This is a genomic window from Pantoea dispersa (assembly GCF_014155765.1).
Lineage (GTDB): Bacteria > Pseudomonadota > Gammaproteobacteria > Enterobacterales > Enterobacteriaceae > Pantoea > Pantoea dispersa.
Genome location: NZ_SCKT01000001.1, coordinates 814532 through 829622, shown reverse-complemented (window position 1 = coordinate 829622; position 15091 = coordinate 814532). Strand labels below are relative to the sequence as shown.

The window sequence follows — 15091 nt, the reverse complement described above, 5'->3', positions numbered from 1 at the left end:
TCTCAACGCATTGTTACGGCTTTTTCGCGCTCTGGCAGCTGTCTGATTTTACTTCACCGCACTGCCTCACAAAATTCCGTGGCTTATTACATTTGTGACATAAGCTGCGGTGGAGCGGGCTCTGGAAATGTGATCGCTGCCGGATAAATGATTGCAGCCATCCGGAGGCAATGATAAAACCGATGGGGTATTCATAACCGTTCGATATGACAATGGTGAGGGGAAATGGCGCAGGTTTATAATTTTAGCTCCGGACCGGCAATGCTGCCGGTGGAAGTGCTTCGTCGTGCAGAACAAGAACTGACAAACTGGCATGGCTTAGGCACCTCGGTGATGGAAATCAGTCACCGCAGCAAAGAGTTTATTGAAGTCGCGGAAGCGGCGGAGCAGGATTTTCGCGATCTGCTGAAAATCCCGGCCAACTACAAAGTATTATTCTGCCATGGCGGCGCGCGCGCGCAGTTCGCGGCAATCCCGGGCAATCTGCTGGGCGATGCCAGCCGCGCGGATTACATCGACGGCGGCTACTGGGCGCACAGCGCTATTAAAGAAGCAGAAAAATTCTGCTCGCCGAACGCCATTGACATCAAAACCACCCGTGAGGGTAAACGCGCACTGTTACCGATGCGTGAATGGCAGCTCAGCGATGATGCGGCTTATGTGCATTTCTGCCCGAATGAAACCATCGACGGTATTGCCATCGATGAAGAGCCAGACTTCGGCGATAAAGTGGTGGTGGCCGATCTCTCTTCGACCATCCTGTCCCGCCCCCTCGACATCAGCCGCTACGGCGTGATTTATGCCGGCGCGCAGAAGAACATCGGTCCCGCTGGCCTGACGCTGGTGGTGGTGCGTGATGACCTGCTTGGCAAAGCGCAGCGCTGGGTGCCCTCCATTCTCGACTACAAAGTGCTGGCCGAAAACGATTCGATGTTTAACACCCCGCCGACGTTTGCCTGGTATCTCTCCGGCCTGGTGTTCAAATGGCTGAAAGAGAAGGGCGGTGTAGCGGAGATGGACAAGGTTAATCAGGCGAAAGCCGATCTGCTGTACGGCGTGATTGATAGCAGCAGCTTCTACCGTAACGACGTCGCCAGAGAAAACCGTTCCCGGATGAACGTGCCTTTCCAGCTGGCCGATGCTGTGCTGGATAAGGTGTTCCTTGAAGAATCACTGAAGGCGGGCCTGCATGCGCTGAAGGGGCACCGTGTGGTTGGCGGTATGCGTGCCTCGATCTACAATGCGATGCCGCTGGAAGGCGTTAAAGCGCTGACCGAATTCATGGTCGACTTCGAACGTCGTCACGGTTAATTATCTACTTTAGTGCCAGCCTGCCCGGCTGGCATCAGACCCTGTCACTGGACAGGGTCTCGTATTTCTGGAGATTTGGTTTCACATGCAGGACTCCCTGACTTTACAGCCGATTGCCCGCGTTGACGGCACGGTAAACTTACCGGGCTCAAAAAGCGTATCAAACCGCGCCCTGTTACTGGCCGCGCTGGCGAACGGCACCACGCGCCTGACCAACCTGCTCGACAGCGATGATGTTAAACACATGCTGAATGCGCTGCAGGCGCTGGGCGTCAGCTATACCCTGTCAGCCGATCGCACCGTGTGCGAAGTGGTCGGCAATGGCGGGCCGCTGCGCGCCAGTCAGCCGCTGGAATTGTTTCTGGGCAATGCCGGAACCGCGATGCGTCCGCTGGCGGCCGCACTGTGCCTCGGCGAGCAGTCGGTGGTGCTGACCGGCGAACCGCGCATGAAAGAGCGTCCGATCGGCCATCTGGTCGATGCGTTACGGCAGGGCGGCGCGCGCATTGATTACCTCGAACAAACCGACTATCCGCCGCTGCGTCTGAACGGCGGATTTACCGGCGGCGAAGTCAGTGTCGATGGCAGCGTTTCCAGCCAGTTCCTGACGGCGCTGCTGATGACCGCGCCGCTGGCACAAAACGACACCACGATCACTATTAAAGGCGAGCTGGTTTCCAAACCCTACATTGATATCACCCTGCACCTGATGCGTTGCTTTGGCGTGGACGTTGAGAATCAGCACTACCAGCGCTTTGTGGTGAAAGGTCAGCAGCAGTATCAATCGCCGGGTGATTATCTGGTGGAAGGCGATGCGTCGTCAGCGTCCTATTTCCTTGCCGCTGCGGCAATCAGAGGCGGCACGGTGCGCGTTACCGGGATTGGCCGCAACAGTGTGCAGGGCGACATCCGTTTTGCCGACGTGCTGGAGAAGATGGGAGCGGTGATCGAGTGGGGCGACGATTATATTGCCTGCACGCGCGGTGCGCTGAACGCCATTGATATGGACATGAACCATATTCCGGATGCGGCAATGACAATCGCTACCACCGCGCTGTTTGCCGAAGGTACCACGCTGATGCGCAACATCTATAACTGGCGCGTAAAGGAGACCGATCGCCTGGCGGCCATGGCGACCGAGTTGCGTAAAGTCGGGGCGGAAGTGGAAGAGGGACACGATTTTATTCGCGTCACACCGCCTGCGCAGTTACAGCACGCCGATATCGGCACGTACAACGATCACCGCATGGCGATGTGTTTCTCGCTGGTTGCGCTGTCCGACACGCCGGTAACCATTCTCGATCCCGGCTGCACGGCAAAAACCTTCCCGGATTACTTCCAGCAGCTGGCAAAAATCAGCCACGCATCCTAATCCGCCCGCCCGGTACCGCTGTGCCGGGCTTCTGAACCCTCTGCTGGCCTCACTGGCGGGAAATTGTTCTGAAACTGTCGAAATTTCTGGCGCTGTCTACGCTAAAGGGTAACCAAGCGGACGCGGGCAGCGTATAATGCCGCGCAATCCAGACAGCCAAGAAGGCTGATCATCAGCATGCAGCAACAGGAGAGAACAATGACGGCAATCGCCCCGGTAATTACCATTGATGGCCCAAGCGGCGCGGGTAAAGGGACTTTATGTAAAGCGATGGCGGAGTCGTTGCAGTGGCACCTGCTGGATTCAGGGGCTATTTATCGCGTACTGGCTCTGGCCGCGCTGCATCATCAGGTGGATATCGAGTCGGAAGAAGCGCTGGTGCCTATGGCGGCGCACCTTGACGTGCGTTTTCTGTCGGTAGACGGTGAAATGCAGGTAGTGCTGGAAGGTGAGGATGTCACCGGCGAAATCCGCACCCAGGAAGTGAGCAATACGGCGTCGCGCGTGGCGGCATTTCCACGCGTGCGTGAAGCCTTGCTGCGCCGACAGCGTGCTTTCCGCGAGGAGCCGGGTTTAATCGCCGATGGACGTGATATGGGCACCGTGGTTTTCCCGGACGCGCCCGTTAAAATTTTCCTCGATGCCAGCTCCGAAGAGCGTGCGCATCGCCGTATGCTACAGTTGCAGGAAAAGGGCTTTAGTGTTAACTTTGATCGCCTTTTATCCGAGATAAAGGAACGCGACGACCGCGATCGTAACCGCGCCATCGCGCCTTTAGTGCCAGCCGCTGATGCTCTGGTGCTGGATTCAACCAGCATGACCATTGAGCAAGTGATTGAAAAGGCACTAGATTATGCCCGCCAGAAGCTGGGCATTTAATCTTTTCGGCGACCGAATTGTAGTAACCCTGTGCCAGGGAAGCGGTGCAGGGCATGTGAAACAACCCCATCCGACAATGACGTCAGGTGGACGTTAAATTGAAGAATCCTAAGATTATCAATATGACTGAATCTTTTGCTCAACTCTTTGAAGAGTCCCTGAAAGAAATCGAAACCCGTCCGGGTTCCATCGTTCGTGGCGTCGTTGTTGCTATCGACAAAGACGTCGTGCTGGTTGATGCGGGTCTGAAATCTGAATCTGCTATCCCTGCAGAGCAGTTCAAGAACGCAGCCGGCGAACTGGAAATCCAGGTGGGCGACGAAGTTGACGTTGCTCTGGATGCAGTAGAAGACGGCTTCGGTGAAACCCTGCTGTCCCGTGAGAAAGCTAAACGTCACGAAGCTTGGATCACGCTGGAAAAAGCTTACGAAGACGCTGAAACTGTTACCGGTGTTATCAACGGCAAAGTTAAAGGTGGCTTCACAGTTGAGCTGAACGGTATTCGTGCGTTCCTGCCAGGTTCACTGGTTGACGTTCGTCCGGTCCGCGACACTCTGCACCTGGAAGGCAAAGAGCTTGAATTCAAAGTAATCAAGCTTGATCAGAAGCGTAACAACGTCGTGGTTTCTCGCCGCGCGGTTATCGAATCTGAAAACAGCGCTGAGCGCGATCAGCTGCTGGAAAACCTGCAGGAAGGCATGGAAGTCAAAGGTATCGTTAAGAACCTCACTGACTACGGCGCATTCGTTGACCTGGGTGGCGTTGACGGTCTGCTGCACATCACCGATATGGCGTGGAAGCGCGTTAAGCATCCAAGCGAAATCGTCAACGTGGGCGACGAAATCACTGTTAAAGTGCTGAAGTTCGACCGCGAGCGTACTCGTGTATCTCTGGGCCTGAAACAGCTGGGCGAAGATCCATGGGTTGCTATCGCTAAGCGTTATCCGGAAGGTACCAAACTGACCGGTCGCGTGACCAACCTGACTGACTACGGCTGCTTCGTTGAAATCGAAGAAGGCGTTGAAGGCCTGGTACACGTGTCTGAAATGGACTGGACCAACAAAAACATCCACCCATCTAAAGTTGTCAACGTAGGTGATGTGGTTGAAGTTATGGTTCTGGACATCGACGAAGAGCGTCGTCGTATCTCCCTGGGTCTGAAGCAGTGCAAATCTAACCCATGGCAGCAGTTCGCAGAGACCCACAACAAAGGCGATCGCGTTGAAGGTAAAATCAAGTCAATCACTGACTTCGGTATCTTCATCGGCCTGGACGGTGGCATCGACGGTCTGGTTCACCTGTCTGACATCTCCTGGAACGCGACTGGCGAAGAAGCCGTTCGTGAGTACAAGAAAGGCGACGAAATCGCTGCCGTTGTACTGCAGGTTGACGCAGAGCGTGAGCGTATTTCTCTGGGCGTGAAGCAGCTGGCTGAAGATCCATTCAACAACTACATCACCCTGAACAAGAAAGGCGCAATCGTGACGGGTAAAGTCACTGCAGTTGACGCTAAAGGTGCTACAGTAGAATTAGCTGACGGCGTAGAAGGTTACCTGCGCGCTTCTGAAGCTTCTCTGGACCGCATCGAAGACGCCACTCAGGTTCTGAGCGTAGGCGACGACGTTGAAGCGAAATTCACCGGCGTTGACCGTAAGAACCGCGTTGTGAGCCTGTCTGTTCGTGCTAAAGACCAGGCTGACGAGAAAGAAGCTATCAACACTGTTAACACCAAACAGGAAGATGGCAACTTCTCTAACGCAATGGCTGAAGCGTTCAAAGCGGCTAAAGGCGAGTAATCGACCCGAAGCACCGGACGGTGAAAATCGTCCGGTTTCGGTAAAAGCTGTCATACCTTTCCAAACAGGGATTAACCGGAGGTTACATGACCAAGTCAGAACTGATTGAAAGACTTGCTGGCCAGCATACTCATATCCCGGCGAAAGTCGTTGAGGATGCGGTCAAAGAGATGCTCGAGCACATGGCCACTACGCTGGCCCAGGGCGAGCGCATTGAAATCCGGGGATTCGGCAGCTTTTCTTTGCACTACCGCGCACCGCGCACTGGTCGTAACCCGAAAACGGGTGACAAAGTGGAACTGGAAGGTAAATACGTTCCCCACTTCAAGCCAGGCAAAGAATTGCGTGACCGTGCAAATATCTACGGCTAAGCCGTTACCGAACGATAAAAACGACACCTGCAGGTGTCGTTTTTTTTTGCCTCGTATTCAGGTTTGCGATCCTGCTTCCATGTTGCTGTTCATTTCCTGCAACCACCATAAACTGCGCGTAATCCCTCTCTGAAATCGACATTTAGCCACATGCTTTTGCCTCTGTCAGCGCGCACAATCCGCGGCAATGACAGAAGAGGGCGTGCGCGTGACAATAATAGTGGTAGCCAGAATGATGCTCCTCGCGGCGCTGCCGCTGGGTATGCTGCCGCACATCCCTGCTTACAGCACCATTGTGCTGCTGTTAATAAGCGCACTGTTGCTGGCGTGTACATCAGTAATGCTTTTGCGCTACGCCGGACTGGGCTTGCTGCTGTTGAGCTGGGCACTGATCGAGGCGCGTCAGACGGTCGATACCCTTGAGCAACTGACCGTGGCACCGGTGGCGGCCACGCTTCAGATAACTGCAGTGAATCTCGCGAAGAACCAGCTCACGGCGCAGGTAATCCGGGCAGGTGACCGCTACGTCTTTCCACCGTTGTTTGTCACGCTGCGTAATGTCAGCGATGAGGTCGTCTGGTGTGCGGGACAGCGCTGGCAGATGCAGCTGCGGCTACGCGCGGTGCACGCCCGGCTCAACGAGGGCGAATTTGATCTGCAGCGTTTTGCCATTGCTAACCACAGCGCGCTGCAGGGGCGTATAGTCAGCCAGCAGGCTGAGTCTCTGCGCTGCAGCTGGCGGACGCGTTTTATCAATCATCATCTGGCGCGTTTCACCGGGTTAACGCAGCCCGCGATAGTACAGGCACTGGCCTTTGGCGTGCGTGATGCGATGACCCCGGCCCAGCGAGCCTTGCTGCGCGAAACCGGTACCGCACATCTGATGGCCATCTCCGGCATGCATATCGCGCTGGCGGCCAGCGTAGGCTGGCTACTGGCGCGCGTCATCCAGTTAGTGTTACCTGCCAGGCAAATCGGCTATCTGATGCCGCTGCTGATCAGCGGGTTAACAGCGGCAGCCTATTGCTGGATCTCCGGCAGTCATCCTCCGGCACAGCGCGCGATGCTGGCGTTAACGCTGTGGCTGGCGACGCGTATAGCTGGCTGGCAGCTGAGCAACTGGCAGGTGTGGACGCTCTGCATGGGGAGTTTGTTATGGCTTGATCCGCTAACGGTGCTGTCAGAAAGCTTTTGGCTGTCGGCGCTGGCCGTGGCGATGCTGATACTGTGGTTTCAGTGGTTTCCTCTGCCGCCACGTTTCCGCCAGCCGCGCCGCTGGCTGCTGCTGCGACTGTTGCACCTGCAATTGGGCATGATGATTCTGATGGCGCCGCTGCAGATCTTTCTGTTCCACGGGCTCAGCCTGAGCGCGCTAGTGGCCAACCTGCTGGCGGTGCCGGTGGTGTCGCTGATTACCGTGCCGCTGATTCTGCTGGCGATGCTGTTGGCGCTGCCTGCAATCGCCGTTCCGCTATGGCAGCTGGCCGATCTGTCGGTCAGCCTGGTGATGCAGGGGCTGGCGTGGCTGCCCGCTGGATGGTGGCGCTGGAGCGATACGCTGCCGGCGGTGCTGCTGCTCTGGGCCGGGCTGGCGCTGTGGCGCAGCGGCTTGCTCGCGAAGGCGTTGATGCCCTGCTGCGCGCTGTTGCTCTCGCTGTGGTTCTGGCGCAGCAATGCCCAGCAGGACGACTGGCAGATTGACATGATCGATGTCGGACATGGTCTGGCGGTGGCGATCAGCCAGGGAGATGAGGTGATGCTGTATGACAGCGGACCCGGCTGGGCAGAGGACAATGCAGGCGGGCGGGTTTTGTTACCCTGGCTGCACTACACCGGGCGCCAACTGCAAGGGGTGATCCTGAGCCACAAGCATCTCGATCACCGTGGTGGATTAGCCGCGCTGCAACAGGCGCAGCCTGGTCTGCGGGTACGCAGCGCGCTCGGCGAGCCCGGGCATCTGCCGTGCTATCGCGGCCAGCAGTGGCAGTGGGGGCGTTTGCACTTTCACGCGCTATGGCCGCCGCACGCGCAGACTGCCGGGCAAAATAACGACTCCTGCGTAGTGCGTGTGGATGATGGTCAGTTCAGCCTGTTACTGACCGGGGACATTGAGCTGGAGGCGGAGCGCAAGCTGGTCGCCCTGGAAAAGGGCGGCTTACAATCTACGGTTATCCAGGTGCCCCATCATGGCAGCCGGAGCTCCTCCGGCCCTTTACTGTTACGGAGTGTTGCCGGGCAGGCGGCGCTGGCTTCGCTGGCGCGCTATAACGCCTGGCGTATGCCCGCCGTCGCCGTGGTCCAGCGTTACCGCGAGCAGGGCTATCGCTGGTATGACACTGCGCAATCAGGCCAGATTCACATCGCGATACGGCAGGGTCGCTGGCAGATTAAGGGGTTAAGAGAGCAAATAATCCCCCGCTGGTATCATCAGTGGTTTGGCGTCAAACGCGATTCCAGGTAGAATGAGCGGCTATTTCAAACAGCGTGAATAAATAATGCATCAAGACAAAGACCTCTCAACGTGGCAGACATTTCGCCGACTCTGGCCGATGATTGCGCCGCACAAGGCTGGCCTGATTGTGTCCGCCGTGGCGCTGATACTCAATGCGGCAGGCGACACCCTAATGCTCTCCCTGTTGAAACCTTTACTGGATGATGGTTTCGGCAAAGCCGACAAATCCGTTCTGCTGTGGATGCCGCTGGCGGTCATCGGCCTGATGCTGATCCGCGGCGTAACCAGTTATATCTCCAGTTACTGCATCTCATGGGTCTCCGGCAATGTGGTGATGAACATGCGCCGTCGCCTGTTCGGCCACATGATGGGCATGCCGGTTGCATTCTTTGACCAGCAGTCTACCGGTACGCTGCTGTCGCGTATTACCTACGATTCTGAACAGGTGGCCTCTTCCTCCTCCAGCGCGCTGGTGACGGTGGTACGCGAAGGCGCATCGATCATTGGCCTGTTCATCATGATGTTTTACTACAGCTGGCAGCTGTCACTGATTCTGATCCTGCTGGCGCCGCTGGTCTCTTTTGCCATCCGCACCGTATCCAAGCGTTTCCGCAGCATCAGTAAAAATATGCAGAACACCATGGGGCAGGTAACCACCAGTGCTGAGCAGATGCTGAAAGGGCACAAAGAAGTTCTGATTTTTGGCGGACAGGAAGTAGAAGCTGAGCGTTTCTCGCAGGTGAGCAATAAAATGCGCCAGCAGGGCATGAAACTGGTCTCAGCCTCTTCGATTTCCGATCCGGTGATCCAGCTGATCGCATCGCTGGCGCTGGCGTTTGTGCTGTATGCGGCCAGCTTCCCGAGCGTGATGGATACCCTGACTGCCGGTACCATTACCGTGGTGTTCTCGTCGATGATCGCCCTGATGCGTCCGCTGAAATCGCTGACCAACGTCAACGCCCAGTTCCAGCGCGGCATGGCGGCCTGTCAGACTCTGTTCACCATTCTGGATAGTGAGCAGGAGATCGACAACGGCAAGCGCGAAATTACGCGTGCGAAAGGGGATGTTGAATTCCGCAACGTGACCTTTACCTATCCGGGCCGTGACATTCCGGCGCTGCGTGATATTAATCTCACGCTGCCCGCGGGTAAAACCGTGGCGCTGGTGGGCCGTTCCGGCTCGGGTAAATCCACCATGGCCAGCCTGCTGACGCGTTTTTACGATATCAACGAGGGCGAAATTCTGCTGGATGGCCACGACCTGCGGGAGTACACCCTGCGATCGCTGCGTAATCAGGTGGCGTTAGTCTCGCAGAATGTCCATCTGTTCAATGACACTATCGCCAATAACATCGCTTATGCGCGCAACGGTGAATACACCCGCGAGCAAATCGAGCAGGCGGCGACTATGGCGCATGCTATGGACTTCATCAACAAGATGGATAACGGTCTCGATACGGTCATTGGTGAAAACGGTGTGCTGCTGTCTGGCGGCCAGCGTCAGCGTATCGCCATTGCCCGTGCGTTGCTGCGTGACTGCCCGATTTTGATTCTCGACGAAGCCACTTCGGCGCTGGATACCGAATCCGAGCGCGCCATCCAGTCGGCGCTGGACGAGCTGCAGAAGAACCGCACGTCGCTGGTGATTGCGCACCGTCTCTCCACCATTGAAAAGGCCGACGAAATCGTGGTGGTCGAGGATGGGCGTATCGTGGAACGCGGCACCCATGAGGTGCTGCTGGCGCAGAAAGGCGCTTACGCGCAGCTGCACAAACTGCAGTTCGGTCAATGATTGAACGTATCTGGAGCGGACGCTCGCCGCTGTGGCTGCTGTTGTGGCCGCTGAGTCTGCTGTATGGCGCTATCACCTGGCTGATTCGCCTGAGCTATCAGCGCGGCTGGCGTACCCGCTGGCGCGCGCCCTGTCCGGTCATTGTCGTTGGCAACCTGACCGCAGGCGGCAACGGTAAAACACCGCTGGTGATTTGGCTGGTGCAGGCGCTGCAACAGCAGGGGCTGCGTCCGGGTGTGGTGTCGCGCGGTTACGGTGGTAAAGCGGAACGCTATCCGCTGCTGGTCAATCAGGATAGCGCGACGGAACAGGCTGGTGATGAACCGGTGCTGATCGCCCAGCGCACTCAGGTGCCGGTGGCAGTGGCACCGCAACGCCGGCTGGCAATCGAGGCCCTGCTGGCGGCGCATCCGCTGGATGTGATTGTGACGGATGATGGCCTGCAGCACTATGCGTTAGAGCGCGATCGCGAAATCGTGGTGGTGGATGGCGTGCGCCGCTTTGGCAACGGCTGGTGGTTACCGGCCGGACCGATGCGTGAACGCGCATCGCGGCTGGAGCAGGTTGATGCCGTGGTGGTCAACGGGGGCAGCGCGCAGGCTGGCGAGATCGCCATGACGCTGCAGCCGGGTCTGGCGGTCAATTTGCTGACCGGTGAACAGGCTGCGCTGACGCAGCTGCCGCCAGTTGTCGCGATGGCCGGCATCGGTCATCCGCCGCGTTTCTTCACTACGCTGCAGCAGCAGGGCGTGCAGCCGGTGGCAGAGATCGCCTTTGCCGATCACCACGCTTACAGCGAAGAAGAGTTACGCAGCCTGACTCAGGATGCACAGTGCCTGCTGATGACGGAAAAAGACGCGGTCAAGTGCCGCCATTTTGCCCGCGCTAACTGGTGGTATCTGCCGGTGGATGCGCATCTGGCGGGCGCGCCGCTGGCCGCATTGCTGGCCGATCTGACGCAACTCTGTACGGCTGCGCGCGACGTCCGGTCGCGCTAACCATCTAAAGGGACGACGTAATGACCAGCACGCATTCCCTCTCTCTGCAAACCGCCCGCAACCTGCACCTCTCTGCCCAGGGCCTGCTACGCCCGCCGCGCCGTCAGGCGCGTTTTGCCGATATTCACGCCTGCGTGCGGCAGATGTCGTTGCTGCAAATCGATACCATTAATGTGGTTGCGCGCAGTCCGTATCTGGTGCTGTTCAGCCGGCTGGGCGCTTTTCCTGCTGAGTGGCTGGAGCAAACGCTGGCGGCGGGCGCGCTGTTTGAATACTGGGCGCATGAAGCCTGTTTTATCCCTTTTGAAGATTATCCGCTGCTGCGTCACCGCATGCTGGCTCCGCAGCGCCTGGGCTGGAAATACAATCAGCAATGGGTGGATCAGCATCAGCAGGAGATCGCCGATCTGCTGCAACATATCGCCGCCACCGGTCCGGTACGCGCCGCTGATTTTGCCAGCGACAAGCACACCAAACCCGGCTGGTGGGCGTGGAAGCCGCACAAGCGACATCTGGAGAACCTGTTTAGCGCCGGTGAGCTGATGGTTGTCGAGCGCCGTAACTTCCAGCGCGTCTACGATCTGCGTAGTCGGGTGATGCCGCACTGGCGCGACGAGCAGCATGCGCTGAGCGAGAACGAGGCGGTGATGCAGATGCTGGATCACAGCGCGCGCAGCCTTGGCATTTTCCGCGCCAGCTGGCTGGCCGATTACTACCGGCTGAAACGCGCGCCCATCGCACTCTGGCTGGCGCAGGCCGCTGAGCAGGGAGTGATTCAGCGCGTTGAGGTTGAGCAACTGGGCGAGATGTGGCTGCACCATACGCTGCTGCCGCAGTTGGCACAGCCGCAGGCCGCCACGCACAGCGCGCTGCTGTCACCGTTTGATCCGGTGGTATGGGATCGCCGCCGCGCGTTTGAGTTGTTTAATTTTGACTACCGCATCGAGTGCTACACGCCAGAGCACAAACGTAAATACGGCTATTTTGTCCTGCCGCTGCTGCACCGCGGCGTACTGAAAGGGCGCGTCGATGCCAAAATGGATCGTCAGGCGCAGCGCCTCATTTTGCGGGCCTTCTGGCTGGAGCCCGGCGTGCGCGTGAGCCAGCAGTTTCTCGCCGATGTGCATAAAGCCATTAACCGCTTCGCCGCCTGGCAGGGCGCCAGCGAAGTGGTGCTGGAAAACGCGCCTGATGCGCTGCGGGCCGCCTGGTCCACGTGCTGGCACGTCAGCATATAAGCCGATGGCGGCGCGCCGTCCCTGATTGCGCTATGGTATGCTAATCCTCTGACGTATCGGTCCTGAAAGGAGAAAAGTATGGATCACCGTTTACTTGAGATTGTGGCCTGTCCGGTCTGCAACGGAAAACTGTATTACAACAAAGAGCAGCAGGAGTTGATCTGCAAACCCGACGGCCTGGCGTTCCCGGTGCGTGACGGTATTCCGGTATTGCTGGAAGTAGAAGCGCGCACCCTGTCCGTTGAAGAGATTCATCCATGAGTTTCGTGGCGATTATTCCGGCACGCTACGCCTCCACGCGCCTGCCGGGCAAACCGCTGCTGGATATTCACGGTAAACCGATGGTGGTGCACGTGATGGAACGTGCACGCGAGTCCGGCGCCGAGCGGGTGATTGTGGCCACCGATCATCCTGACGTGGCGGCGGCGGTGACCGCTGCCGGCGGGGAAGTCTGCATGACGCGCGCCGACCACCAATCTGGTACCGAGCGTCTGGCCGAGGTGATTGAAAAGTATCAGTTTGCTGACGATACCATCATCGTGAACGTGCAGGGCGACGAGCCAATGATTCCGGCGGAGATTGTGCGTCAGGTTGCGGACAATCTGGCCCAGGCGGATGCCGGCATGGCCACGCTGGCGGTACCGATTCACGAGGCAGAAGAGGCGTTCAATCCCAACGCGGTAAAAGTGGTCACTGATGCCAGCGGTTATGCGCTCTATTTTTCACGTGCGACCATTCCGTGGGATCGCGAACGTTACGCGCAGTCGCGTGAGCAGATTGGCGACACGCTGCTGCGCCACATCGGTATCTATGCCTATCGCGCCGGTTTCATCCGTCGCTATGTGGCATGGCAACCCTGTGCGCTGGAGCAGATCGAGTTGCTGGAGCAGCTGCGCGTGCTGTGGTACGGCGAAAAGATCCACGTGGCGGTAGCGGCCACCGTGCCGAGCGTCGGTGTGGATACGCCGGACGATCTGCTGCGCGTGCGTGAAGCGATGCAGGCATAATCGTCAGCGGCCAGCGACCCGGCTGGCCGCAAAGTTTGATCTGGCGCTAAGTTTCGCGCCGTCATGACCTCCAGGATGGTGCAATGAGTTAACTCCGGAGGACTCTTCCATGGAACAACTCCGTGCAGAACTGGCGCTGGTGCTGGGCGAAGGCGTTAGCCGGCTGGAAACCATCAGCGAACAGGCACAATCGCGGCTTTACGCCCTCTATGATGACCACGGCAAGCCGATGCCGCTGGTGGCCAAATATTTTCGTCATCAGGGGCGCGCCGCGCTCGAAGCGAAAAAACTCACCATGCTGGCGCATGAAGGGCTGATTACGCTGCCCACGGTGTACGGCCTGGTTTTGAGTCAGCAACCGCCGGCGCATGAAATGCTGCTGCTGGCGCGCTTAAATGGCGTATCGGCCGAAGCGCCGGCACGCACGGCAGCGCGCTGGGAGCAGCTGTGTGAACAGATTGTCGAAGGGCTGCTGGCGTGGCACCGCATTGACAGCCATGGCCTGGTCGGCAGCGTTGACAGCGTGCAGGAAAATCGCTGGCCGGCATGGTATCGCCAGCGGGTGGAGGTGCTGTGGTCCACGCTGGGCTATCTGTCGCCCCCCGGATTTACCCACGCCGATCGTCAGATTCTGTTCCGCAGCCGCGAACAACTGGCGCAGCTGTTTGTCGGCTTTGACGACCCGTGCGTGCTAATGCACGGCAATCTGCGTCTCGCCAGTATGCTGAAAGACCCGCACAGCGATCAGCTGGTGGCGATGACCCAGCCGGGCACCATTTTGTGGGCCCCGCGTGAGTATGAGCTGATGCGCCTGGCGGAAAACGGTGCTGAAGCATCGCTGCTGCAGCACTATTTACAGCGTGCGCCGGTGGATGAAGGTTTCGTCTGGCGCCGCTGGCTCTATCAGCTGTGGGATTGCGTTGACACGCTGGTCAGCAGCGGCCAGTTTGACCGCCCGCGCTTTGACCATGCCCGCGCGCAGCTACTCCCCTGGCTCGGCTGAAGGTTCGCCACTGCCGCGCAGCCGCTGCCAGATCAGCCCCAGCGTTTCGTACACCGCGCGCTGGCTATGGCTGAGCCACAGCGGCGAGGGCAGCGTGCGATCCCAGACGCTGATCGGTGAGGTGATCGCCAGCTGGTTAGCCGGTGCCGGTAGCGGATTCAGGCCGGCGCTCTGGAAAAAGTGCATGGCGCGTGGCAGATGGTTGGCAGACGTCACCAGTAAAAACGGATGCTGCCCGATGGTCTGCTTCACCGCCAGCGCTTCTTCGCCGGTGTCATGCGGCTGATCCAGCACGATAATGGCATCGTCGGGCACGCCAAGGCTGCGCGCCACGTCAGCAGCAACGCTGGCGTTGCTGCGCGGATTGTAGCCCGCAGCGGCACCGGTGAAGATCATTTTGGCCTGAGGATAGCGTCGCCACTGGCGAACGCCTTCGGTCACGCGCGGCAGGCTGTTGTTCAGCAGGTTGGAGCTCGGTGCCCACTGCCGGTTATAGGTGTAACCCCCGCCCAGCACCACGATATAGTCTACCGGCTCGCTGCCATTCCACGTGGCATACTGGTTTTCCAGCGGGGCCAGCAGCCGATCGGCCACCGGTTGCAGACTCAGCAGTAACAGCATCAGCCAGCTCAATGAGATAAGGATTTTGCCGCTTTTTTGCCAGCGGCTGAACCAGAGCAGTAAAAGTCCTGCCGCCATAAGCGTTAACAGCAATGGCAAAGGCAGTAGCATCGCGCCAATCCATTTTTTTAAGGCAAAAAACATCGAAAACGTCTCCTTTTGTCCGAAAAAACAGCAGCCAGACAGTTACTGCGGCATGAAAGGTTCATTCTTGTCGAGCCTGTGACAAAATAGCACAAGTTGAATGCAGC

The 15091-nt window shown here is 58.2% G+C and carries 13 protein-coding genes; 12 read left to right on the top strand and 1 reads right to left on the bottom strand.

The window, feature by feature from the left end; all coding sequences use genetic code 11:
* Window positions 1–225: 225 nt before the first annotated feature.
* The 12 genes from serC (at window position 226) to H7K56_RS03950 (ending at window position 14219) form a co-directional block, all read left to right on the top strand.
* On the top strand, window positions 226–1311 hold the full coding sequence (gene serC / locus H7K56_RS04005; protein WP_150360630.1) for a 3-phosphoserine/phosphohydroxythreonine transaminase: 1086 nt from the start codon (window positions 226–228) through the stop codon (window positions 1309–1311).
* Between the two features lie 85 nt (window positions 1312–1396).
* Entirely contained in the window at window positions 1397–2683 is a 1287-nt protein-coding gene (gene aroA / locus H7K56_RS04000) for a 3-phosphoshikimate 1-carboxyvinyltransferase (protein WP_150360631.1), read from the top strand.
* 198 nt (window positions 2684–2881) lie between these two features.
* Window positions 2882–3562 (top strand): (d)CMP kinase, encoded by a 681-nt coding sequence (gene cmk / locus H7K56_RS03995; protein ID WP_021508346.1) that lies wholly within the window; start codon window positions 2882–2884, stop codon window positions 3560–3562.
* 122 nt (window positions 3563–3684) lie between these two features.
* A complete protein-coding gene (gene rpsA / locus H7K56_RS03990; protein WP_021508345.1) occupies window positions 3685–5358 on the top strand; it encodes a 30S ribosomal protein S1 in 1674 nt (557 codons plus the stop codon).
* 86 nt (window positions 5359–5444) lie between these two features.
* A complete protein-coding gene (gene ihfB, locus H7K56_RS03985; RefSeq protein WP_010618275.1) occupies window positions 5445–5729 on the top strand; it encodes an integration host factor subunit beta in 285 nt (94 codons plus the stop codon).
* Window positions 5730–5961: 232 nt separating this feature from the next.
* Window positions 5962–8190, top strand: coding sequence for a DNA internalization-related competence protein ComEC/Rec2 (locus tag H7K56_RS03980; RefSeq protein WP_249042715.1), 2229 nt, complete (start codon window positions 5962–5964; stop codon window positions 8188–8190).
* A gap of 34 nt (window positions 8191–8224) precedes the next feature.
* Entirely contained in the window at window positions 8225–9973 is a 1749-nt protein-coding gene (gene msbA / locus H7K56_RS03975; RefSeq protein WP_021508343.1) for a lipid A ABC transporter ATP-binding protein/permease MsbA, read from the top strand.
* Window positions 9970–10971: a tetraacyldisaccharide 4'-kinase gene (gene lpxK, locus H7K56_RS03970; RefSeq protein ID WP_150360633.1), complete on the top strand. Its 1002-nt coding sequence runs from the start codon at window positions 9970–9972 to the stop codon at window positions 10969–10971. The genes msbA and lpxK overlap by 4 nt, the downstream gene beginning before the upstream one ends.
* A 20-nt stretch (window positions 10972–10991) precedes the next feature.
* The gene (locus H7K56_RS03965; RefSeq protein WP_150360634.1) at window positions 10992–12209 is read left to right on the top strand and encodes a winged helix-turn-helix domain-containing protein; all 1218 of its coding nucleotides are present in this window, start codon (window positions 10992–10994) and stop codon (window positions 12207–12209) included.
* A 78-nt stretch (window positions 12210–12287) separates the two neighbouring features.
* Entirely contained in the window at window positions 12288–12470 is a 183-nt protein-coding gene (locus tag H7K56_RS03960) for a Trm112 family protein (protein ID WP_010618270.1), read from the top strand.
* Complete coding sequence (kdsB, locus tag H7K56_RS03955) at window positions 12467–13216, top strand: 3-deoxy-manno-octulosonate cytidylyltransferase (RefSeq protein ID WP_058757760.1); 750 nt, start codon at window positions 12467–12469, stop codon at window positions 13214–13216. Before H7K56_RS03960 ends, kdsB begins: the two co-directional genes overlap by 4 nt.
* 109 nt (window positions 13217–13325) lie before the next feature.
* Window positions 13326–14219 carry a YcbJ family phosphotransferase gene (locus H7K56_RS03950; protein ID WP_058757759.1) on the top strand — a complete coding sequence of 298 codons (894 nt, stop codon included), beginning with the start codon at window positions 13326–13328 and terminating at the stop codon, window positions 14217–14219.
* Here the strand turns inward: H7K56_RS03950 and elyC are convergent.
* Window positions 14199–14984: an envelope biogenesis factor ElyC gene (elyC, locus tag H7K56_RS03945; RefSeq protein WP_021508338.1), complete on the bottom strand. Its 786-nt coding sequence runs from the start codon at window positions 14982–14984 to the stop codon at window positions 14199–14201. The genes H7K56_RS03950 and elyC overlap by 21 nt on opposite strands.
* Between the last annotated feature and the right edge of the window lie 107 nt (window positions 14985–15091).